The following is a 23,708-nucleotide window of genomic DNA, read 5'->3' as shown; positions in this document are numbered from 1 at the left end:
TGGTAGACATGATTGGCCCGTCTTATCGAATATTAGATACAAAAGAATGGATGGAAAATAGTCAGGTTTAGTGGCTCAGTTTTTAATTAATAAATGGCTCAATTTTTACTTGCGAAATACACACACCAACATTCCACTGCACCATGTCATCAATAGAACTATGCTCTAAGAGAACTTCATAAGGAGTTTTCCCTTGCTTAACTCCATTCTTCAATAGTAGTCTAAGGTCACCTTCTGCATATTCTGTATTCCGCTTCGCCTTTTTTACTTCGGGCATTGTCGGTACGACTTTTGTGTCATTATTTTGGGATTTCTCGTTATTCTTGGCTTTTAACGGCTTACGGGGGTGTTCATTAGCCGACTGAATTGTTGCACTCTCAATCCTTCTTATATCTTCATATTTTGCTATCTTATAAGGGTTGCCTGAACGTATTGCATTCAGCATCTCCCTCATCAATTTGAACTTTTCGTTGGCAACATTTCGCATAAGTTCAACAGTTAATTCTTCTTTACCCGTCGATATTGCTTTCTGCTGAGAATAAACAAATATCTTTACAATCAAATCGGAAATCCCTTGGGTTTCATCATAGATAACTTTTGAAAACTCCTCAGTTAGCTTAGCAGGCTTCTTTATCCACTGATACCTCCATATGGATTCCAATAGAAACTTAAATTCATTATCATAATCCATGTTGTTGAAAATAATCTCCGAATTCCCTGTTAACCTTCTGGCTATTCTCAATTCATCGCCAAATAAGCCATAAGCTCCAGGAGTCCCAATTATCGCCAGATTGACTCCAGAGTTTATTAGGTTAACAAAAAAATTCATAATTTGATCCGCTCCACGCCCTTTAATATTCTGGGTTTCATCAATTATTAGTAACCCAAGCCCAATATTCTGAGCAAGTTGTCCAATTAGAGGCAACATCATATCGACTGACGCATTTCGAGAAACATATTTTTTATAATTGTTCGTGCCAAGCAACTCGTCTACTCTCATAAAGAACTGTAGACACAAAGCCTTTAATGATGACGTAGATGGTGCATCTAACTTTATCCAGACAAGTTGGATTTGATTAAAATGCTGACCCCTATACTCGTTATGAATAACAACCTGTGGAATATTGCTTAACACCCGACCAACCGATGTCGTCTTCCCCATGCCCGATAGTCCAATCAAAGTTCCACATCCCGCTGTCGTACGGAAGTTTTGTCTACTATTAATATCAAATATACGGTTGATGATTTGCTTTCCAGTCTCATGTAAATAGCGTTTATAAGCTGGATCAAATGGATTTCTCGCTAAATAACCTTGTATTAAAAGATTGTTTATCATGTCCCAAATCTCCAAGTGAATGGGGAGTGGCTGAAAAAACTGGTATAGCCTGCTGATCATTTGTAAGCGATAAACGGATTCCATTTGTCTTTCTTGCTCATCAAATGATGGATTCATTGCAAGCTTTTTTATAATTGTTGACTTATCCGCTAATGGTGGCAAAGCTTGTATAAAAGGATTTTGATTAAACTCATCAAGTGGATATTCAGTATAACTTGCCTGTATTGCTTCCATCCCGTTTGGAAGAAAAATTTCCTGCACCAATTCGTATCACACCTCATTCCTATCTCTTAAACTTCTAAACAATGACAATCCATCCCCACCGTTATTTTCAACCAAGATCTCCTCAGATGGCGTAATATATTCCTCTTTTTCCTTTTTCAATCGCTCACGCTGTAACTCTCTTTCCATGCGTTGATTTTCTTTTATCCCTTTCAACTTTTTTGTTTTACTTATACTGCTGTCATGCTCTGCCTCCGTTTTTCTTTTACCTTCTGCTACGATTTCTTCTATGTCAGTAAACAGTTTTACTTTCTTTTGAAGCTCCCTCTCTTTGCTTTTCTCATCCAATTCTTTTTCAAATTCAATGATTTTTTCAATCTCATCAATACTCTTCCCGTAGTATTTTGATAAGTGGTCAAGAAGCTTTAAGGTATGGAGATTTCCTTCTTCATTTATCATGTAAATCTCAGTTAGATCTCTGGCATCAAACTTAATTTTCACACGTTTGCTTCCATTATTTCTGGCTGATTCAAACCAGTTATTTTGTAAACTATATTCAGATGCATATAGTAGCTTCTTGTATCTTAGTCCTTGAGGCGTAATGGTTGCCGTATCAGACTGCAATAAATTTATCTTGATAACTTCTTCGGGTAACTTCCTCAACTGACCTTTCTGATGTCTTAATCCAAATCTCCATATTTCTCTTGGAATTTTTTCAACTCCTGCTTCCAACATTTCTTCGGTCAATTCATAATCTTGTAGAACGTGATGATTATTATGGAAAAGGATTAACTTAATAATGATTGCCGTCAATTCGTCAATTGTTAGATTTGCTTTTAGCCTTAAGTCACTTTCTCCACGTTCACGAACTCTTTTTCCACTTATTGAAGCACCATCTACATGCGGAGCCAGTTGCATTTGGATTTGATTCAAAGCTTGTTCAACAACTCCTTTTAGTTCAGGGCGGTAGCTTGGGCTATTTTGTATTGAAATTCCCAATCCTTCAATTGCACTTTCGATTTGACTACCATTTAATTCTCCTCGATCCGTAAAGATTCTATTAGGAATACAAGCTACATCCCATTCATCATCATCTATCTCAATTCCATATCTTGCACAAAACTGTTTTTTTGATGTCATGCTGTTTTGCAAAGCAACCATTGCCCCACTATAAGCATTTAATGATTCAAACGATAGATTGAATCCGACTATTAATCGTGAATAGACATCTACTACAAGGTGTAACAATGGTTTCCCCACAAGGATGTTCCTGTTTACACTGGATACGCAAGTCACATTAAGGGGTGTTGAATCTGTCTGCCATAATGTAGCTGGCCCTAACCCTGCATCTTGAGATGAATTTCCAATAATCGCTCTGTGTTTCTGATGGTACACCCTTGAGCCATGTCGCTTTGAAACTTCATGTTTAAGTTGATTAAAAGCTCTGTACCAATAATAAAATTGATGATAGGTCGGGATATCTGCTTTCAAAATTGGAATAATCACACCGTTTTGTTCTTCCTTTTCAATCGTGAAAAAGTCTTTTATCATCAGCTCATATGCTGTTTTTAATGTATTTTGCTTTTCGTTGTAAAAATAGCGATTGAGACTGATCATGAAAATTTTCTTCATTTTTTCATCTACATTGACCCCTTTTTTGATACCATACTTTCGAGGTCTTCCCCTTTTCACTTCACTAACTTTTTTATCTCGACCTTTTGCTCCACAATTATAAAAATTGGGAAGCAAAGCATTACGAACCTTTCCTCCTTTCCAATACTTAATTAAATAATCCTTTATAGTATTTTTACTCACTTGAAAAACGGAAACCGAATGATTAATCACCTTCTGCCGATATTTACGAAGATAGATTTGTTCTTCGTGTTCAACTTGTTGAAGTACATAGGTAATGATTTCATATGCACGATCTCTTCGTTGCTTTTCAGCACCGCTCAAATCCTCTTCATAAACATGTCTAAAATACGGGTCTTCTTTTAACAAAGTAACTTCTCCATCAGCCATAGCGACAAATATATCTTCTTTATTAATAGTATATGGCCATCTACTCCCCTCATCCATAGCAATTACATATATAATAGAAGAAAATCGGTTTACAAATACAATTCGGATGATTTCTCCATCCTTGTTTCGTAGCAACATATTCTCCACTAACTCCATACATGCTCCTCCATTTCCATTAGAGTTAGGTTCTTAACCGTTTCCGAAAGGTCTATTAATTGATTCAAATTTATTCGAATATCTTTTTTCGCTATTAAATATCGGAATAGGAATAAACCAGTTCCCTTTGGTAACCCCTCTGTTTTATCAAATTGTCTTAAAACGTTTCTAACTGGCAAATGATCATTATTAAACAGTTCGCTTAATAAATGAGTAGATAATAAATCTTTATCAAATTCTTCTTCGTTACCTTCCAGTAAGGTTTCTCTGATCCATTCAAGATTTTTTGCAAGTATACGTGGCAATTGCTTTTCCGTAATCACTTTCCACTCAATTCCTTTTTCGCTCCAGTATCGCCTTTCAATTTCAAGCTTCTCCCATGTGATTTTCCTTTTTAGCTCGGATGTATTTTTTACAGTGCGGGCAATTAATCTCTCTTTACCTTTTTCATCTCTTAGCGTCAGCAAAAAATTGGTTATAATAACGAATGGTTCATTTGTGTCTTTGTCTCGATATTTGTCAAATCTTAAATCATCAATATTTATCGTTTCCATCACATCAAGCAATGGGTAAGTTTCACGAATATCAATCACACTTGAATGATATTCGAATAGTAAAAATGCTCTGTACTGTATGTCCGACTGCAAATGGAAAATTCGTGGAATTTTTATTCCCTTTATACGTGTAGCTCTACCCAAAGATGAATAATCAGATGTTTTTGTCCAAGGGATGTAATTGATTCCAATCCCCTGTCCCCTCCCCTCCTTAAGGTATTTTTGTACTTTCATACTTGTTGAATAATATGATGAAACCATTGCTACCCCTTCCATACCAGAGGGCAAAATAAAAACCACAATTTCATATAGTCAACGCCCTCTGTTTTTTTGAGGATTTGACTAAGAAATCGTGATTTCCATCTCAATATTTGATTTTTGCTTATGCAATCCATTTTCCTCCTATTTCGCAACAACAATCACACTCACTACAGATTCACTTGAAGATAAATATTATCCAAGTCCTCTTGAAGAAGCCCCAAATACCTTTTTGTTTCTGCTATTGAACGGTGATTGAGTGCAATTGAAATATAGTCTAATGAAATTCCGCTTTTGAAAGCCCAGTACCCCCATGTCTTTCGCATCCCATGAGTACCGAAAGATTCCTCTACACCAACCATATCGCACGCTTGATTTAACATCATGACAGCGTACTGACGGGAAATTGGCTTGTTTTTGCCGACCCTGCTAACAAACAAGTAATCGTCTGGACATCCATCATATTCAGCCATATACTCTTTAATTGCTTTTTTTAAGTTTGGTGTGACTGGAAACCGTTTGTATTTGCCCGTTTTCTTTTCATTTAATTCGATAAACTCTGCAGGCTTCTTTCCATCCCATACATGATTAACTTTCAAGCTTAGGATATCGCTGATGCGAAGTGCGGATGTAATACCAACCATAAATAGTAGATAATCTCGTTTGTTTTTTCCTCGAAGATAACCTTTGACAGCTTCCAGTTGCTTTTTGCATCGGATTGGATTGACAACGTTCATTTCTATCACCTCCCTCTCAAGAGTTGACACAATTATTATAAACTGGACTTTCAGTAAAGTCCAACACCTACAGGAGAAAGGTGATTTTTAAGAATGCTAATTTAACAGCATTCCTTAGTTTACAAAACCCGATTTTGTAAAGTAGATTTACCCTTTACCCTTTTGAATTTCTCTTTATATATCTTCATCAGTCACCTAATGGGTTTTAACGTATCTTGCGGTAAACAATACAAAATACTCTCAATTACAAAATCCCCATAAAAAAACAACGTAACCAATTTTAAGGTGTACGTTGTCTTTCTGTTAAATATATAAGGATTTTTCATTCCAGTCTACTTCATTCATATTATTTTTAAATGCATACATTAAGAGGTCTTCAGTTCCCAACGTAGAATCGAATATCTCTTTATCACAGTAAGAACAATAAAAATGAGGGATGTTCTTGATTATAATTTTACGTGGTCCAATAAAAAACTCACTATTTCCTTCTCGCCTTTTGGCGGTATTTCCGCAGGAGCAAGTTGTTTTCACTCTATAATCATTTTTTTCGGGAGCCAAGATCATAATCCCACCTCTTTCGTAATTATTCTTAGTATATGCAAATAAAAAGTTATTTATAATATTGTTATCACACTAATCGTCTGTTCATTTAATATTACCAGAACAAGTCTTCCTTTACCAGTATCCTTGCTTCCTGAAATGACAAGAGCAAGGTTCGGGTGAAGATGTTTAACTTTCTCACTATTTTCAGGATGATGATGATCGACGTTTAGTCGAACGCCAGTTACCCTTGAAGCAGATAGAACACATTCTCGGACTTCCTCACTGTTATTCCACCCTCTTTTTTCTGGATGGCCATCATCTAACAAAGCATCATATACAAGTCGCTCTAATACATGTTTTTCAAAATCAATAAAAGGGCCTTTTTTCAATATCTGTACTAAATTATCTCGGATCTCTATCAATCTATCTTTACTGAGGGTTATAGGGATTCCCATTGGGACGCCGTTTCCAGACGTTCTGTTTAATATCTCCTCATCAGACATTAAGGATACTTTGAGCGATACCATTTTGGTTTCAGCATCACTTAACAGGATCACTTCTTCTTGATCTCTATTCCAAATATACTGTGTACCATCATTTGATACAAATATTTCAACTTCCCTCATTAAAACGTCTCTCTTTCCCATTAATATTGCCGTTACTATTTACCCAATTATACCATAGTTATGTATTCTATTCACTTGCCTTATTGTTTTAATTTGTCTACGCATACATAATTCTTAGTTATGAAGAGAGTTTTAGATTTCAGCAGACGGAAGAAATACAGGTTGAAGTCCCTTGGAAACAAAATAAGCAACTTTAAACTGTATACATAACTTTTTTTGACTTAATTTGTCGAAGATTTCTTTAAAGAAGTAACTTTTGATTCATGTCGATTGTTGACGGCTGGTAACAATCAATTGCTAAAACTTTCTGCAAATAATTAGTGTAGAATAAACTTAGATAAATAATCGGAGGTTGATAATTTTGAATGATGAGAAATTCAAGCATATCTATCAAAGAAATACACTAATCCAAGAGTGATAGGTGATGCGATTTCCAGATGTAAAAGAGTTGCTAAATACGAAGGGGATTTTGGACAGTCACTTTAATAAGGTTCAGGGGAAGTCTCTGCTTGACCGACTCTCTTACAGTAAAAAAGAGGCTGAGTTACAAATCGAACCAATACATACGATTGATATAAAAGACACAAAAGGTTACGTCTCGGTTTACGAAGGAGCGTTATCTCTGTACCGAGTAGTTGAGTTATATTTTGATTATAAGACAAGAAATATCTACTAAAATGTTAATTAGTAGATACACTGTTTGAATAATGAGAGGTAGTTCCTATGAATATTTATCAAATGACAGAGAAAATAAATAACAATGCGGATTTTATCGTTAATAGCCTTGATGAAGAATCTGTAGCTGTATATATTTTCTTATATTATGAATTCCTAAAAAGCGATGTCACCATCAACCCTGTTTTCCAATTTGTTTTTCGCTCGTTTTATAGGTTGGATAATGCTGGATTAACAACAGAATTTAAAACGGAATATTTCAAATTAATGCAACAATATCGAAATGAAGCTACAATTGATACAGTAGAAATTGTAAACAAATTATATAGTTGCAAAAGACGAAAAGGTGATCATAGTATCTAATTCTCATTTACTACTATATTGATTAATATGATTGTATCAACATATCCGATTTATGATTCCGAAGTAGCAAGAGTATTTCAATTCCAAACCTACCATTTAAAAGACATTGAAAAGAAAGTTGCTCGATACCTACAACATCAGGATATTATTATCCAAACATTTAGCCAAATCATTGAGGAAAACCTATTGGAAAAACCTATTGCTCAATTTGATTCAAGATTTAAAAATTACAAATTACTGTTAACTAAGAAACTTGATTTTATTTTTTGGTCCTACGGCAAATTACTGAAGTTCAAGTCATAGCTATCCTTGTTTACTTGCTAACTTCATTGAACTTTCGGTCTTTAATATATCTATACAGTTTAAAACCTAACCAATTTGCTTTTTTCAAAATCAATTTATCCTAAATTCTTTAAGAAAGGTGATTATTTTGAATTCTATTCAAGAAAAACGAAAAGAAATTAGTAGTGTTATAGAATCTCATCGCAATTGCCAAGTTATTATTAGCAATGAAGAAAAACAGATTTATAATATTGTAAGCACATCGGGACTTTCTTGGAAAGAAAGATCAGATAAGTGGGGAAAAATATTCGTGGGAACTGATCGTTTGCGAATAGATTTAGATTATCCTGTCAGTTTATTTACTGAAGAAGAGCTGAAAAAATTTACTCAACTTCCTTTAAAAAAGGAGATATCGAATAAGAATAGTTATTCACATATCAATCCAACTGTTGGGGATACAAAGCATGATGTAGTCCGTATTATTCTTTATGAGGACAAGCTACTGCAGTATGACTTTACATCGCCATCGTTTCGTGCAATGCTTCAAAAAATTATTAATGCAAATATGCTGTGACTATGTAATGTGCTTTTCTTGCAATCGCAAGCTGAAGCACATTTTTTTTCAATAAATTTATAGTTGTAACTGTTTCAGTTTTTCTAATCTTTGCAACTGGGTTTTTCCTTTCTATATTTTCCAAAGTAATGATTTGTAAGTTTTATAACTTGATCTGCATAGTAATCAATATTGAATCCATTGAATTCATCTATCCTCTTTTTATCGCAAAGCTTGTACACCTGCTTTAGAAGCAATTCAAGCTCCAGTTTTGCTTCATTCAAACTTTTAAACTTCATCTTGATATTTTGCTGAACGATAGCATGAGTTATTTTTTTCGTTATTCGCACTACTCGCTTCCGTAATTGTATTGCTTCGGTTTCCTCAATATTTTCACCATCTTCCTCTACAGTTCGGTACACTTCATGAGCTAAGTCAAGGGAACGCTGATACAATGCATTTTTTCGGAAATCTGGAACCCACATTAAGATGCTTCCTCTTTTAGAATCTTTTCTATTCTATTAATCATGGCAATGAGCATTTTGAATATTTCTTCCGCCTCATTATCCAAACTCACATAAACTTCTCTGGAAACATATTTCTGCACAATTGCCATGTCAAGAAAAGCCCGACATTCCGCAATGCTCCCGATGCTGGTGTTTAGCCTGTCATATTCTTTTCGATAGTAATAATTTGCATTTCCTTCTGCGATGTTGCTGTATACACTGGAACTGGCTCTACGTAACTGGTCTACCAAGTTATTCCGCTCAAAAGAAGGAAAGCTCTCAACAACTTTATAAATTTTTTTACTAAAGTGCAGTGATTTTTTGTATACTTCTAAATCTCTAAAATCGCTAATAAATGTTTTCTTTTCTGTCATAGTTCTTCCTCCTTGTTTAGTTTTTTCATTTAAGCATCTTGGAAATAAAAAGGTGTTGGATGATAGGTGAGATGAGCCATTTGAGAGTGATATGGGGATGATTTACTTCGAATCACTAACTTCAAAACAAATGGGTTTAATGTTGAATGAATCGGTTCTGGTTTGATGAAGAGGATGATATTATCAACAATTGTTTCTATTTCTAATGTGGTTCTAAATCCTGCTGTAATTCTTTCAAAGTCACCTTTTGCCAATGTTACATTCATAAAGATCGGGACTTCATATTGAGTTGCTATTTTATTGATGTTCTTTAAATAAATCTGCTCTCTAATTCGCTCAATTTTACTTTGTTGATTTGGCAGTTCTTGCTCATCTATAAGAATAGCAACCTTCGAATTCATTTTTTTATAAGAAGAAATCTTCTCTTCTACTACTTCAGCATCAACATAAGTGCATGTTTCAACTTGAATGTTTGTTAAAATCGGGTATAAACTTGCTCGATAGTCTTTAAGAGTACGATGAGAAGAAGAGATTTTGTTTATAATATCGGGGAGATATAAGGATTGATCTCTGTATCGTTTATAATCTTGTCTTACAAGAATCTGTTGTAAAAGGCAATTTTCTGTATCATGGTTTGTAAAATATAAGACTGTGTATCCATTTGAAGCCAAATGTTCAGCCATAAATGACAAGAACGGGTTTCGTTCATCACTCATTCTACCAATCAGGCAATACAGTTTAGGCGAAATCCCTCCGTCAAGAGCAACATCTAAGTTAGACAATCCTGTTGATACTTTTTGCTCGTATTGGATAATTGTTTCATCAATAAAATCCTTTTCGAAGTAATGCCATAATGAAGATGAAGCTTTTTCTTTATTGCTGTTGTGATCCATAGTCTGAATGGTAATAGCTTGATCCATTGTTTATCTCCTTTCAATAATAAAGATTTATTACAAAACTATTAAACTATATTGTCAACGCTCTTTAAAGGGAAAATCGGTTCTACCTTGTTTAACACTTCTGATTAATGTTTCAGTAATGGGAAACAGCGTTCAGAATGTATTCTGAACGCTGCCTATCCCCTAATTAAATGGTTAATAAGTAGAATTGAAAGAAATCCATAGTTTTGAATTCAAATGAAACCAATCTAAAAGCCTCTTTGCTGAATCTTGAGCTATATGTACATCATCTTGTAACTCTTCATAGAACTTATGTGGGTTAATTTTAGGAACCTCAATTCGAATAACTACCGCACTTTTTCCAGCTCTTTGAATTGTCATTCCTTCTTCAATATGGCTTTTAAAATGACCGATGAATGCTTCTGCTTTGTCTCCTATCTTTTCAAACTGCAAATCCACAAATCCATGAACAAATTTATGGTAGATAATGATACTGGGAGGTAACGCTTTCTATCCCAATCCTATAAATGTTGATGCTGGTCCTTTTTCACCAGGTTTAGGCATTGGTATGTCAGAATGTCGTACTAATAGGTCTTCCCAATACCTTTGCCAGAATTGCGTGATACCTTGATTGACTTCACTCGGCTGGTATTCGGAAGAAGATGAACCTGACTTTAGATAACTATTTTGGTATTTTTCAATCGCCTTCTTTAAAACATTCATTTTATAATTAGCTCGCTTGCCCATCTGATCCTGCGTTTCAAAGTATTCCATTACACTCTCAAATGAAAGATAAAAATCAAAATTATGACTTGGTTTGATCATTTGAATATAGCCCTCTGGTGCAAATAGAATCGTATAGAATTCAACACATTTTCCACGTCTTATGTATTCAATTCCACGATTCTTATAGTCATCTGCTTGATCGGGTTGAAACTGAGCGTTAATCTTATTTTCGATTAAAAATAACACTTCACCTTTGGATCCTTCAAATGCAATTTCGAGATCAGATTCCCTTTCTAACTCGAAGACTGAGTGTTCTGTACGCAGTATCTTTACTATGTCACTATCTAATCCTACTGTATTTTCAATAAACCATTTTCGAAATGGTTCAGATGAATAGAATTCTTCCAAAAATAGAAGATCTATATGTAGCTCCCTAACAGAATAAGTTAATACTGTTTCCATACTACTCCACTCCCCCTTATGGCGTTTACGTTTATTCATTAAACCAACTTAATGGTTATTTAATTTCATATTACCACTTTGCCGTTAGAATACCGATATAGAAGACAAAACCGTGTTTTTTTTAAAAGTCGTAAAGCTCGTTTACTTGAATAAGAGATTGAATATCAATTAGATTTGCTTTTATTCAAAAAGTCGTATTTTCTTTATTCTATATATAAGGGAGAATAATAATTTATACGACTTTTTATACTATCCATCTGATATTATTTTTAATTGCTATGATATTGCATATCCACTTAAAGTAATGCAAGCACCAGAAACGCCTTGATATATTGGATAATCTATATTAAGATACTGAAAATATTTGAAATCACTCCTTTTTGAAAAAAGTTAAATATTCACTTGATTCATTAGATAAATCATAAGAGCATTACATAATAACCTGCAGTAAATGTAATTATATGAACTTTTAATCTATGCAAAACAGATTGAATAAACTTTTTCAGTTATATCAAGTACACGCTTTCTTCTACTAATCTGTTTTCATAGTTCATAAAAACCTTGAGATACATAAACTGCATTATAAATATGCACCTTATCTTGATATTAATGCAAAAATGCAATGAACTGATTAAAAGTCATGCAAATAGAAGATATTTCGTAAATTACTTAAAGGAAATTGGATTTTTCTCTTCTATTTGCATATATAACTGCTGTTTGACTTGATATAATTGCATTGCATCCAACATTGCTTGGCAATGATTAAAAGGTCATTTCCATACCCAAAGGATGAGAGCATTAAACCCTTATAAGATAGAGACGTTCAATCTTCACAATGGATATTGAAAATAAATTCACTGTTAATATGAACATTGTCTTTTGTTATGCAGAATATCAATACATTTCGCATTACCCTTGATATGATTATTCATCAACTAATATTACTATTGCATTATGTCTATTATCGGATTATCTCTATCTTTCAGTTAATCGAAGTAAATGAGCTTTACGACTTTTGGATATAGAAAAACCGCAGAAAATCTCTGCGGTCAGGTAAGCTTACATTGCCATTTTCTCTTCTGCTTCTTCCTCTTGTTCAATATAAACATGTTGCCCCTTTGCATACATCTGATTGCTTATTAAAAACGCTTCTATTGATTTTAGTAACTTCGCAAAGTTCTTAGCATCGTGATAGTCAATTACTTCCCTTATTTCTCGCTTGGCAACTTTTTCTTTTCCCCCTTGCTTGCAGTTGTAAAGGAATTCCATAATTTTCTTTTGCCTTTTTTCTGTTTTTGTTTCTTCTTCAGTTTTTCTTGCTGTGTAATCGACGTTTAATTCATACTGATAATAATTAATTCCTGGCATCTGTTGTCGGACTATATCAACGGCATCATTATTTGCAGTAAAAACAATATAGTGAGCATTTTTGCTGTTATCTCGATTTATTCGTTTCATTGCCTGATAAATTTCCCCCGCTATCATTGTTTTTCGAATTTGTTCAACCGTAAGATTTTTAAAGATTGGAATGTCCTCATTCAGATACTTTAATGGTTTGTAATAATCATGTTGAAGTACATAATCTACATAATCGAAGTTGGGTGTTTTCATTATCACAACTGTTTCATAATCCCGATAATCATTTACCCCAATGATATTACCGAAGTATTCAATAGTTATGATGGTCTCTTCTATATTTAGAATTTCTTTATCGGTCTTCCCTACTAATTCGAGATAATTTCGAATTTCCTTTTTCAAGGTATTTTCATTATCTTTGTCTGTTACAAATAGGATTTTTTCTTTGTAAGAGAGGGCAAGTTTCTCAAGGGCTTTTTGGTAGAAATTAATATTACGAGATAAGGCTTCTTTACTTGTTTTAACACAATAATGAGTGAAGGTTGAATTGGAGTAATCATAGAATTTATCTTGCGGATGAACAACGAAGAGGTTAGATGATTCGTAGCGATAATCGAAACCAGCATTGGCATCGAGAATAATATTGTTTTTAAGGAGTTTAGGCTCTATTTCACTATTAAATGTGTGTAAGACATTATTACTGTAGCGACAGCCATTATTTAAAATTTGTAGGATTCTCGATAGAACTTCAGTTTCTTTCAACTGCTGGTAGTTTTTTATTATCGTTGGGAGGGATTGTTTATAAGGATCAAAGTATTTCGAAGAAAAATCGAGGTATGGCAAATTTCCAGTATTATGAGGGTTAGTTATTTCTTGAGTGACAATATTTTTTAAATCGGTAACAAGTTTTTCGATGAACTCTTTCTCTTTGAAACGATAGGCATTTTCCCACAACTTGGATAGATCTTTTAATGAAATCGTCACCCTTTCCAAAAAGTCTGGAAACTCATCTATTATAAGAATATGCCTTCCGTCTAATATTTCCTGATGTTTTCCGAGACACACTCGCATATACATGTTGTGAGTAATGGCTAACACTTTTGCGTTTAATTTTCTTTTTCGAATTTCATTCTTTATTTTACTATTTCTATCTTTATTGTCCTTACTGTCAATATACTCTGCTACCGAATAAACAGCATGGGAGTTGATGGTTTTTACAGTATCTATAAGTGCATCGCCACGTTTAAACTTTTGAACATACAGAACTTTATAATCAGTCCTTACTACCAATTCTGCAATTTCAGCCAGTGTAAATTGACTTTTCCCTGTTCCCGCTTCGTGATTAAACACATGAAAAATGTTACCATCCCATCGACTCTGATCTGTAATTTGCTTCTTGAGTTGCTCAAAGTAACTTGAATTCACTAAATTATTATTATGCTGATGTGTTGCCTTTAACTTTTCCATATTAAAATCATCTCCTTTACTAATATCTAAAATAGATAATAAAAGGAGCGTTGTTTTTTGTCAATGCCTATATGCAATATAATTAAAACTCATTTCATATAAACAATATTTTAAATTTCGCTGACAGAGTAAATCCTCTATAAATCAATAATCTCTTTCTTTCTTGTTATGAAAGTAACTCTTTCCCCTTGTATTTGTGCAAGCCAACTTTCTCCGTTTAAATCTACAGTAATGCTACCATCCTTAATGTCTAAAAGCTTTGTCCCTTTGTTAGTTATCAAATCTTCAATTGCAACAATTACATTCTCTCTATCAAAGTAGCTGTTTTGGGATAATACTGCTTTAATATTCACTGTAAATTTAGTGTTCATAAATGGTACTTCAATACATTCGGTAGTTTCACGCAAATGTATTTCCCTTAGTTTTTGTATTTCTTTTAACATAGGAGAAAGTTGACCTAAATCAAGTTCCGCTTGCGAAAGTTCAAAAACATTATGGACTATATTAATCAACGTTTCTTGCTCTTCTTTACTGATTATTTGGTTATTATGCGGGTTCTTTATCTTATGTAACCGAATAAATTCATCTATTGTAAAGACAGCTTCTTCATCATAATTAGTAATTAAGTTTTCAAAACCAAATGCACGAAAAACCTCTCTGACATCCAAGTTCAACGCTGTTGTTAACAAACAAACCACTTTAAAAGACGGGTTTTTCTGCTCTTTTTCTAAGCGATTTATATAAGATGGATCTATTTCGTTATTTAGTAAACTCGATAGCTTCGCAAGTGATAAACCCTGCCTGTTTCGTTCTCTTTGTACTATAAGACCGAACGTGTTTTCCATCCAAGTCACCTCCATTTATTGCATATATGCCACAACTTTCTTTAGTATATCAAAAATTAGAAGATAAGTAATAACTCCTCAACTGCTCATTCTTCCTCTTTTCCAGGGATGAATAACATTAACACCTTACTCATCATTCCTGCATTAAAATCAATACCCATTTTATTAAAGACTGTATGGTAATGAAGAAGCCATTCATCTAAATCCGTTGATATATGTGTATCATCATTGACAAAGTTACATAATACAAGCCAAGTTGGGATTTTTAACTTTTCATTTAATAAGTGCAAAAAACTTAAACGATTGGCAAGTTGATAATAATCATTAAGCCATGGATCAATAGAACTCGTTGAACCAAATATGGCTTGGACTTCCTGGAGTGTTGCTTGTATTAGTTTTCTACTTTTCTCTGAAGTTGCTTTTATTTGTGAATTTGTTTCACTAATATGTGCCTTGGCTTCTACAAGAAGCAAACCATTTTTATTATCTTGACCTGTCACTGTTGCAATACCATCCCAAACAGGTCCCCTTCTTGGCCAATAATCCCTAAGAGTTATCTGATAATTATTTAATACTGTGTCGTCTTTAGTAATTACCTTAAGAAAATCATCTTGGTATTCGTAATAACCCTCTTCCATTAAAGGTGATTTCCACTGAATTTCATAAGAATCATTGATAAATGTTAATAGCGATGGTGAATTCTGCAAAATAGCATCATTAAGTTCTTGAGTAAATAAATTTACATATTTTTGAAATTGGTATTGGCTACCTTTATTAGCTAATGACATAAAAACTTCCTTTCCCCATTGTTGTTAAGAAAGTAACAAAATCCCATACCCTAAATCTACTTCAAGCATAATTCATTATTTATGACATTTCATCAATTTATTGTCGACTCCGACAACTTTTTATATGAAATTTCTTATAATTTTTAACGTTGTGTATATAATAGATTAGTAAATTCATATAGAAAGGAGATTATTAAATGCTGAAAGAAACAGTTCTAATTGCAGTTGATTGCGGAAAATATGCAACTAAAGCGATTCTTAAAAGCAAAGACAAGCATGCAATCACAGTATTTCGAACAAAAATGCAGGAGGTGGAAAAGGTCGGGATTGATGTTAACCCTGGTTCTTACGAGGTAACTTACAACAAAAAAGCTTACTTGTTGGGTGAATCTGTAAATGAAATTTATAGCAGTTTTGACCTAACAAAGAAAATTGATCTTCATAAAATTTGTATCTATACCGCTATCACTGATCTTCTTCACATTACAAACCTTCAAGCAGAGAACGTTAAAATCCACTTGGCTGTTAATATCCCTATCTCCGCATACAAAGATTCAACAACTAAGCAAGACTATAAAGATTTCATCGAAAATAACGGTGAACCATTTTTATTTTCGTTGAATGGGAACCCTTATTACCTTCACTTAACAGACGTAACAGTTGTTTTCGAAGGAGTTGGGATCATTTATGAAGAAATGGAGCAATTGAATGGAAAGCATACTGCGGTAATTGATATCGGTGGACTGAATACTACTTATTGTACGTTCTCTGGTATTAATCCTATTTTCGACTCAATGACGGTTTCAAACTTGGGGATTAATATTCTTAAGGGGAAAATCGGAAAGATGATTAACGAGCGTTTCGGGGTTACAGTTACTCCAAATGATCTCGAAAGAATTTTGCAAAACGGTTATTTTTCAAACGCAGGGAAGGTATACGATGAAAGCAAGGAACTAATCGAACAAATGAAAGCCCAACATTTTCGTGAAATAGTCGAGTTTGCAAAGAGTCGTGATTATACTTTTAATAACGTTGATATTCATTTTGTTGGTGGCGGATCCTATATGCTAAGTGATACTATTCAAAAGGAATTTCCCCATGCAAGAATCGTTGTAAACCCTCAAATCGCCAATCTAAAAAGCTTCCTTAGAATATTAGAGGTTAAGCATGGATTATGAATCGGGAACGAATTACAATCAGTTTTTTAGCAGAAGATGCCGATATTTTAAAACATCTTCAAAAAATAAAAACTGAACGTACTATCAGCTCCTATATCCGTCACCTCATTCGCCAAGATATGAATGACAATCCCCCTATCAACAACCTCGATCAACTTGCAGATAAGATTGCAAGCAAAATAGCAAATAGCAATTTAAGCCTTCCCTCTAAACAAGAAAAGCCCTCTGAAATGTCAGTGAGCTTAGAAGATAAAAGCCTTATTAATCAACTATTCTAAGCTATGCAGAAAAGCCGAATAGCTACTCTTCTCTATTTGGCTTCTTTGCATAGCCTTTTTTTTAAATCCGAGTACGTTAATTAATACGTAGACTCACCAATCAAAGCTTTTGCCGAATCATATAGATTATCGTAGTGTAGTAATAAAATACCTTCTGTTTTCTTTTGCCGTTTCAATTGATAAGTTTTCTCGTTAAAATCATTTCGCCTTCCAGCAATAACAGCATAGTGAATACGGGTACTGTCATATTTCATAAATTCAACTGGTAACGACTTCTTGGGATCTTTATACTTATTAAACGTTTCATAAAGTGTTGCATAATTTGCTTCTAACCAGTATTTCCAGTCGATTACCTGCCTCTCTCCTTTTCTAATTGCATCACCTAAATGACCATTAGTTAAAGTAATATGTTTATTCGGATGTTCCAACTCTACAAAAATAAATTCATAACCTCCAGAATTTCGCCCAACAAGTAGATAATCAACTTGATATGAGTTTCCTAATTGGAATTCTGGAAAAATAAATGCATCATGATGACCGAAATTATACGGACCTTTCATGATAGATGCAATTATAAAGTAAGCACTTTTTTCACGAATCCAATTGAGAATAGACCTTTCGTTTGAAGTTGAATTGTCTATTAATTCATGGAATTCTTCTGCTAATTCTGATAGCTGATCAATTTTCTGTAAATCTACTATATCCAAATGATTATTTGGAAACAAACTTTCATAGTGTCTTACTGCAACAGGGTATTCTCTGTACTTGTTTCTTTTACCAAAAGTATTTCTTGATTTATTAACAACCTCTTTTTCTTTAATAATTTCCCATTCGTTGATTTCTTCTTTTGTTAGGATAGTATAATCTCTTTTATAAATTTTCATATTGCATCTCCATCTACCATTTCTCTCGATACAAAAAAGAATCGGCATTATTACCGACTCTTTAATTATAATAAAGTTACCCTTCAAACCGTTTCAACTTACCCCCAATGCCTTGTACACAGCATCAATTGGATCAGAATAGAAGATTGGTTGGACTTTTACTAATAAATCTGATGGCACTGTTTGTAAATCAACAATCGAAATGGCTGGGATTAACACTCTTTTTGCTCCCGCATCAACACAGACTTGCAACATGTTCGCAAACTCTTCGACTTTCGAAATTGTGCCTCCCACTGTCATAGATCCGAGAACAACTAAGGATTCTTGTACTGGCTTTTCTAAAGCTCCTGAACATAGCCCAATTAGTTCAGCTACCCCTAATTCATCCGTCAATCCAATTCCTTGTAAGTCACTTATATGCATCAAGTAATCTTTCGTCTTTGTGCTGATAGTGTTGCTTATTGACTTGCTATTTGCTGTAAAGAAACGGAATGCTGTATCAAGGCTTTCCTTTGCTTCTCGGTGCGAGCCGACACCAGATTTATCAAATTTCCCAGTCCCTGATACGACTTGGTTTTCCAACTTATATACTCCAATCATGCCAGAATTACCATGTCCAACTACATATACATGTCCTGGTCTACCTAAGCCTTCGGGGATTAGTTTTCCACCACCTTGTTCGGGTACAGTGACATATTCCTCAGCCATCGTTTCTTTATCAAGATACGAGAACATGACATCATAAAACTCCATGCCCCCTATTTTCTTGAGCTGTTCCTTCACACGACGACGACCTTCCAAGGCATATTGTAAAATTTCTTCAATATCTTCCCTTGTGTATTCACCATTAGGGTATATTAATTTAACTAATCCCGAAACTGTTTTACGAACCGCTACTGTATCACGTTGATTTAAGTTATTTCCAAGTTTGAAAAAACGGTCAATCGCATCCGCAAATGAACGCTTCCGCATTTCTCTAAAGAACTCAGCGATATAATCCACAATGAAACCATATTTATCGGTAAAATATTCAGGTCTCATTTTCGGTATCTCCCAACCTGGTAAATAATAGTGCATACGGTCAAAAAACGCTGTGTCATTTGCCATTTCAGGTGGGAATGGTGCAAATAAGTGTGATGTTTTTATTAACGTGTCTACACTTTGGTTGATGTTCCCCACGAATACCATGGAGGCAGAGGCGGCTTTTTCTTCCTTCCCTCTTGCAAAAGAACCCGAAGCCATATAGTCCTTCATAATCTGAATACCGTCTTTATCTTTAAAACGAATTCCTGCTACTTCATCAAAGGCAACGCAGTCCCATAGCCCAACAAGTCCTACTTTTCTTGTAGACATATTATAGAAGAGGTTGGCAACTGTCGATTGACCGCCCGATACAAGAATTGAATTTGGTGAAACTTCTTTGTAAACATGGGATTTCCCCGTACCTCTTGGACCTAATTCACACATATTATAGTTATTTTCTACAAGAGCAACGAGTCTTAACAATAGATGCCATTTCACACGCTCTTCTAATTGTGTTGGCTCCATTCCAATAGAACGAATTAATACATCTATCCATTCCTCTTTCGTAAATTGCCTTCTGCCCTCAAAAACCTCGTTAATGTCCATATTGGGCATTTGAATTGGCTTTAAGTTATTCACTGTAAACGGACTCATATTCCGTACTTCTTCATCATAAAAGTAATCAAGCTTGATCATGCACCAAATACCGCCCACAAGTAGTTTATCAAACTCTTTCACATAACTTGCTGGCACTGGTACTCCTTTTAAGCCCAAATTCGAAAATTCCGCCTCATACGTATCAATTTTCGGGTTCAATGCAACAGTTACTTTATCAATAATGGAATATTGACCAAGTTCTCGAATACGTGATTTTATTTTTTCTGCTTCGTCAGGGCGAACGAAATTGTCCGATAAGATTTTTTTAACACGTTCTACGCCTTCAAGAATACTTTGTTCATCATCAGTAGCACAGTACATACCGAGAAGATACTCCAACACATAGACAGGAACGTTTGCCCCTTCTTTAATGAGCTTTGTCAAATCTTTACGAACAACTCGACCTGCAAAGACACTATTTAACTTTTTATCAAGATCAAGTGTCATTGTCTCCTCTACTTTTTCATCCATTCTCACCCCTCCAATCTATTAGAAATCAAAATCACCGACAATTCCCAAGTTAATCGTGAACGGAACTTTTTCTGTAATTACTCCTGTTTCTCTATCTTTGATGATTAAATAATAGGTCTTATTCCGATCATACGGAATGCTTTTTAATACAAACTGTATCTTGAATGTACGGTCGGCAGGATTATCAAATGAACGATCACCAATAATGGTTTCTTCATTTGAGAGTATGTTCCCTTCTTCGTCAGCCATATAAACGACAACAGTGCGAGGTTTTGTTTTTTCCTCTACTTTTTCTGTTTGGAAGAAGTTTAAGTTAAAGATGCTATTTGTTATTTTCTGAGTCGTACTTGTTAGTTTAATGTCCACTTTCGAAATCGCTTGGACTCCCTTTTGGCCAGCACGTTTATTCTTGAATGATAGTAAAGGTACAACAATTTCTTGTAAACTTGCTCCACCATGATTAAAATTCACCCCTGAACCTTGCATACGATTGCGAAGAATTCCATTCGGTACATAAGCGTATAGTTGCTGTTCATTTTTAATAACAGAAGCCAAATCAATTGTTAATTGTCCTGGAATGTCCTGCTTTTCTTTAGATAAAGCGTACCGACGTTTCACTTCAATCGTTTCCAACTGAACTTTCTCGATTTTATCACTTTCCTCTAAAGGCTCTCTTTGATACAGGAAGCCATGATCAGCAGTAATGTAAATGTTCGTTCCAGAAAGGTCGTCACGAATAATTTTGATAAGCGTAGATAGTTCATCCAGTGCCTTTTCTACTGCATTAAACGTATAAATCTCCGTTGATGCTTTATCACCCATTGCATCAATTGAGTCGTGATAGATGTAAATCAGTTTCTTACCCTTAAATGTTTCACGTCTTCCAGCTTTGTTCATATTCACAACATCTTGGAAACGAATTGCCAAGCTATCTTCAACTGCTGATTCAATTATGGCTTTACGGTTTTCCAGACCAGATGAATCCTGGTCATTGACGAACACTTGCCCCTTCGAATCAATATCAATGGATTTGTGTGGGAGCAACGATGCCATACCTAACTTCGTAACAGAAGGAAGCACTCCAAGCGTCGATTGGATATCACAAGTACCAATCGTTTCAGCGTTTAAACGTTCTGTTAGTTCTACCCCGATTTCATATCGAAATGCGTCGGAAATAATGACGAATACTCGCTCACCTTTTCGAATGTGCGGAGCTACAATGGAAGAATAAAACTGCTGTTGGTTTAACACACCTGGTAATGACCATTGTTCCGTCATTTCTGCCTTTACAGCTTGCGACCAGTTCGCACTTAATTCGCCCATAAACCAATGCGTATATAGATGCTCCACCACTTCTTTTAATTTCTTCAGTATTTCATGATTGCTTTCTTCATCATAGGCTACATAAAACTTACGATAATACGTATCCATCAGATAATACTTACTCTGATATGCTTCATAAATATCTATTGCTCGACCTGTTGGAATTCCATGTTGGTACTCTTTATAAAATTCCTGCATTTTAACGGTATAAAAAAGTGCCTCATAGATATTAGCAAATCGTTCGTAAAAGTGTTTTGCCCGTCTTAGCTTAATTAATTTCGTGTACTCTTCATAATCTTCGAGTTTCTCAAGTAAGCTATTGGCAATATATATAATGATCGCTCTGTCGATATAGGGAAATGTTTCTGCTTTTTTTAACTCTTCGATTGGAACCGATTGTAATACACGAGAAATCTGTATTTCTTTCTCTGCCATTTCGACATACTCATCGAACACTTCATCATCAGTTTTATGGTGCATCCAATGGTCGATGAATACAAGACAGTTCGTTCGATTACGCACAGCAATAAAGTCTTTTAAACTCGTCAAATATTGCTCATTAACAGAATGGCTAAATGCCGTAACAGCCATATGTATAAACAATGTTTTTAATGTTTTTGTTTCACGCTCATAGCCATACTGTTTAAATACATACTCCCAAAATACTTCTATATCGAAAAACTTGTCCATCTGAGTTAAAAACTTATTATCACTATCTTCCAGCGTATCCATTAGTACAGTCTTTAACACTTCTTCAAAATCTGGAACTTTCACGTTACATAACACACTCATAATCGCCAGCTCAATCATTTCTTCACTGTATGATTCAATACCCAATGCTTGAAACTTACGATATCGTTCCTTGTTATGGAAGAAACGTTCATACTTTTTAATAACCCCACGTAGAGATGGATCTATTTGAAGCTCAGCTAAAATAAGTGAAATCCGATCTGCATAAAACGTCTTCGAATAGTACACCGTATCTGCTAACCAGTTATCTTCTAACCCCAATTCTAACGTTGTGTATATCAAATAATGAGAAGATGGATCTTCTTCCTCTAATAAATGCTTCATATAAAATTGATTGTTTTCCGATAATGTTTGGACTTTAACTCCATCCATTGTCAATTGATCAATTTCCTCAATAAACTCTTGATCCTTATCCACCCAAAAGACAATTTTTCGTTGCTCTCCATCCTTTAACGGTTCGCTGAAAATATCTTGAAGGGCAGAAACTATTTGGGTAATATTCATTCTATTCACCTCACAATTCCAAATATCTATCATTGCTTCTCTAACAATCAAAAAGGTAATTCAATAGGAACATTATCAGCTTCACTTTGCTTTTGAGAATCAACTTTTTTTCTATTCGTTTCTATCTTATCAATAAAGGTTATTACGTTTGCCATTGCCCTAACAACAAAGTCTGCTTCGACTGAATTTAAGATTTCATTGTCATGTGCATAGCTTTTTGTATTTCGTATATCATTGTAACTATCGAATAATGAAATACTATTTTGCAATGCCCTTAACGTAAAGGATGATTCAAAAATTTGATCTTTTTCATATTTCTTTTTGAGCATCCCCGCAAGACTATGTAAAGGTAAATAATTACCCTTTCCATCTAAGACGTTGATATCGTTGTCAATACATGCTTGACGCAATAACTTTGTAGCAAATGTATGCAGTCTATCAAGAACTAAGGTAGGTTTGTTTCGTGACAATGAGTCATTGATATCTTCCATGAGTGTTTGCAAAGTCTCTTCAGATTTATGGGGTAAATTTATTGTAATATCTGTTCCCATCAGCTTCTTAGTTACAGTTCGTAATTCGTTAATTGTTTTAATTTGTTGTTCAGATAACGGTTCTGCCATTCTATTATGATAATCTTCATAATAATTTAGTAATTCATCCATTAGCTTCCCGACTACTGCATTAGGTTCTTTGGACCATATCTGTCGTAATTTATTGGCTTTTGAACAATACTCTTGATATCCGTCTCCATCATAAATATCAAGATTTATCGTTTCTGCAATAAATCTTGCAAAAGTAGAATTACTAAAATCCAACACATAACCAGAATCCATACCGAATAACCCTTCGAACAACAACTTCTCCCTATATGATAAGTTCGCCACCTAACA

General features: G+C 34.4%; 24 protein-coding genes. 6 read left to right on the top strand and 18 right to left on the bottom strand.

What is annotated here, in order from left to right; all coding sequences use genetic code 11:
- Positions 1-82 precede the first annotated feature (82 nt).
- The 6 genes from EKG35_RS08080 to EKG35_RS08055 form a co-directional block, all read right to left on the bottom strand.
- The gene (locus EKG35_RS08080) at positions 83-1,597 is read right to left on the bottom strand and encodes an ATP-binding protein (protein ID WP_246020261.1); all 1,515 of its coding nucleotides are present in this window, start codon (positions 1,595-1,597) and stop codon (positions 83-85) included.
- A gap of 9 nt (positions 1,598-1,606) precedes the next feature.
- Positions 1,607-3,736, bottom strand: a complete 2,130-nt coding sequence (locus EKG35_RS08075) for a Mu transposase C-terminal domain-containing protein (RefSeq protein ID WP_126293934.1) — start codon at positions 3,734-3,736, stop codon at positions 1,607-1,609.
- The gene (locus EKG35_RS08070) at positions 3,727-4,524 is read right to left on the bottom strand and encodes a TnsA endonuclease N-terminal domain-containing protein (protein WP_185807682.1); all 798 of its coding nucleotides are present in this window, start codon (positions 4,522-4,524) and stop codon (positions 3,727-3,729) included. Before EKG35_RS08070 ends, EKG35_RS08075 begins: the two co-directional genes overlap by 10 nt.
- A 194-nt stretch (positions 4,525-4,718) precedes the next feature.
- Entirely contained in the window at positions 4,719-5,285 is a 567-nt protein-coding gene (locus tag EKG35_RS08065) for a site-specific integrase (protein WP_126293932.1), read from the bottom strand.
- A 303-nt stretch (positions 5,286-5,588) separates the two neighbouring features.
- Positions 5,589-5,849, bottom strand: coding sequence for a YgiT-type zinc finger protein (locus tag EKG35_RS08060; protein ID WP_126293931.1), 261 nt, complete (start codon positions 5,847-5,849; stop codon positions 5,589-5,591).
- 50 nt (positions 5,850-5,899) lie between these two features.
- Complete coding sequence (locus EKG35_RS08055) at positions 5,900-6,454, bottom strand: hypothetical protein (protein ID WP_126293930.1); 555 nt, start codon at positions 6,452-6,454, stop codon at positions 5,900-5,902.
- Positions 6,455-6,878: 424 nt separating this feature from the next.
- On the opposite strand from EKG35_RS08055, the gene EKG35_RS08050 reads away from it, so the two are divergent.
- The 4 genes from EKG35_RS08050 (at position 6,879) to EKG35_RS08035 (ending at position 8,348) form a co-directional block, all read left to right on the top strand.
- Positions 6,879-7,130 (top strand): hypothetical protein, encoded by a 252-nt coding sequence (locus tag EKG35_RS08050; protein WP_126293929.1) that lies wholly within the window; start codon positions 6,879-6,881, stop codon positions 7,128-7,130.
- Between the two features lie 47 nt (positions 7,131-7,177).
- The gene (locus EKG35_RS08045) at positions 7,178-7,492 is read left to right on the top strand and encodes a hypothetical protein (protein WP_126293928.1); all 315 of its coding nucleotides are present in this window, start codon (positions 7,178-7,180) and stop codon (positions 7,490-7,492) included.
- Positions 7,493-7,510: 18 nt separating this feature from the next.
- Positions 7,511-7,795 carry a hypothetical protein gene (locus EKG35_RS20845; protein WP_126293927.1) on the top strand — a complete coding sequence of 95 codons (285 nt, stop codon included), beginning with the start codon at positions 7,511-7,513 and terminating at the stop codon, positions 7,793-7,795.
- Between the two features lie 127 nt (positions 7,796-7,922).
- Positions 7,923-8,348 (top strand): hypothetical protein, encoded by a 426-nt coding sequence (locus EKG35_RS08035; RefSeq protein WP_126293926.1) that lies wholly within the window; start codon positions 7,923-7,925, stop codon positions 8,346-8,348.
- 83 nt (positions 8,349-8,431) lie between these two features.
- On the opposite strand, the gene EKG35_RS08030 is transcribed toward EKG35_RS08035, so the two are convergent.
- The 8 genes from EKG35_RS08030 to EKG35_RS07995 form a co-directional block, all read right to left on the bottom strand.
- Positions 8,432-8,812: a four helix bundle protein gene (locus EKG35_RS08030; RefSeq protein WP_126293925.1), complete on the bottom strand. Its 381-nt coding sequence runs from the start codon at positions 8,810-8,812 to the stop codon at positions 8,432-8,434.
- Positions 8,812-9,207, bottom strand: a complete 396-nt coding sequence (locus tag EKG35_RS08025) for a four helix bundle protein (protein ID WP_126293924.1) — start codon at positions 9,205-9,207, stop codon at positions 8,812-8,814. Before EKG35_RS08025 ends, EKG35_RS08030 begins: the two co-directional genes overlap by 1 nt.
- A gap of 29 nt (positions 9,208-9,236) precedes the next feature.
- Positions 9,237-10,127: a hypothetical protein gene (locus EKG35_RS08020; protein ID WP_126293923.1), complete on the bottom strand. Its 891-nt coding sequence runs from the start codon at positions 10,125-10,127 to the stop codon at positions 9,237-9,239.
- 174 nt (positions 10,128-10,301) lie between these two features.
- A complete protein-coding gene (locus EKG35_RS08015; RefSeq protein ID WP_126293922.1) occupies positions 10,302-10,559 on the bottom strand; it encodes a hypothetical protein in 258 nt (85 codons plus the stop codon).
- A gap of 57 nt (positions 10,560-10,616) precedes the next feature.
- On the bottom strand, positions 10,617-11,294 hold the full coding sequence (locus EKG35_RS08010) for a PD-(D/E)XK nuclease family protein (protein ID WP_185807681.1): 678 nt from the start codon (positions 11,292-11,294) through the stop codon (positions 10,617-10,619).
- Positions 11,295-12,353: 1,059 nt separating this feature from the next.
- A complete protein-coding gene (locus EKG35_RS08005) occupies positions 12,354-14,117 on the bottom strand; it encodes a hypothetical protein (protein ID WP_126293920.1) in 1,764 nt (587 codons plus the stop codon).
- A 137-nt stretch (positions 14,118-14,254) separates the two neighbouring features.
- Complete coding sequence (locus tag EKG35_RS08000; RefSeq protein ID WP_185807680.1) at positions 14,255-14,962, bottom strand: helix-turn-helix domain-containing protein; 708 nt, start codon at positions 14,960-14,962, stop codon at positions 14,255-14,257.
- A gap of 86 nt (positions 14,963-15,048) precedes the next feature.
- The gene (locus tag EKG35_RS07995) at positions 15,049-15,750 is read right to left on the bottom strand and encodes a hypothetical protein (protein ID WP_126293918.1); all 702 of its coding nucleotides are present in this window, start codon (positions 15,748-15,750) and stop codon (positions 15,049-15,051) included.
- A gap of 197 nt (positions 15,751-15,947) precedes the next feature.
- Between EKG35_RS07995 and EKG35_RS07990 the strand changes: the two genes are divergently transcribed.
- Together EKG35_RS07990 and EKG35_RS07985 are read left to right on the top strand one after the other, a co-directional pair.
- Entirely contained in the window at positions 15,948-16,928 is a 981-nt protein-coding gene (locus EKG35_RS07990) for a ParM/StbA family protein (RefSeq protein WP_126293917.1), read from the top strand.
- Entirely contained in the window at positions 16,925-17,206 is a 282-nt protein-coding gene (locus EKG35_RS07985) for a hypothetical protein (protein ID WP_126293916.1), read from the top strand. The genes EKG35_RS07990 and EKG35_RS07985 overlap by 4 nt, the downstream gene beginning before the upstream one ends.
- Positions 17,207-17,286: 80 nt before the next feature.
- Here the strand turns inward: EKG35_RS07985 and EKG35_RS07980 are convergent, their stop codons facing one another.
- From EKG35_RS07980 to EKG35_RS07965, 4 genes are all read right to left on the bottom strand, one after another.
- Positions 17,287-18,090: a Shedu anti-phage system protein SduA domain-containing protein gene (locus EKG35_RS07980; RefSeq protein ID WP_246020259.1), complete on the bottom strand. Its 804-nt coding sequence runs from the start codon at positions 18,088-18,090 to the stop codon at positions 17,287-17,289.
- A 93-nt stretch (positions 18,091-18,183) separates the two neighbouring features.
- Positions 18,184-20,241, bottom strand: coding sequence for a protease Lon-related BREX system protein BrxL (gene brxL, locus EKG35_RS07975; protein WP_126293914.1), 2,058 nt, complete (start codon positions 20,239-20,241; stop codon positions 18,184-18,186).
- An 18-nt stretch (positions 20,242-20,259) separates the two neighbouring features.
- The gene (gene pglZ, locus EKG35_RS07970) at positions 20,260-22,818 is read right to left on the bottom strand and encodes a BREX-1 system phosphatase PglZ type A (protein ID WP_126293913.1); all 2,559 of its coding nucleotides are present in this window, start codon (positions 22,816-22,818) and stop codon (positions 20,260-20,262) included.
- A gap of 47 nt (positions 22,819-22,865) precedes the next feature.
- Positions 22,866-23,702: an abortive infection family protein gene (locus tag EKG35_RS07965; RefSeq protein ID WP_126293912.1), complete on the bottom strand. Its 837-nt coding sequence runs from the start codon at positions 23,700-23,702 to the stop codon at positions 22,866-22,868.
- Between the last annotated feature and the right edge of the window lie 6 nt (positions 23,703-23,708).

It is taken from the genome of Lysinibacillus telephonicus (genome assembly GCF_003966145.1).
Classification (GTDB): Bacteria; Bacillota; Bacilli; order Bacillales_A; family Planococcaceae; genus Ureibacillus; species Ureibacillus telephonicus.
Note: the sequence above shows the minus strand (reverse complement) of the source record. Positions and strands in the feature narration are given on the sequence as shown.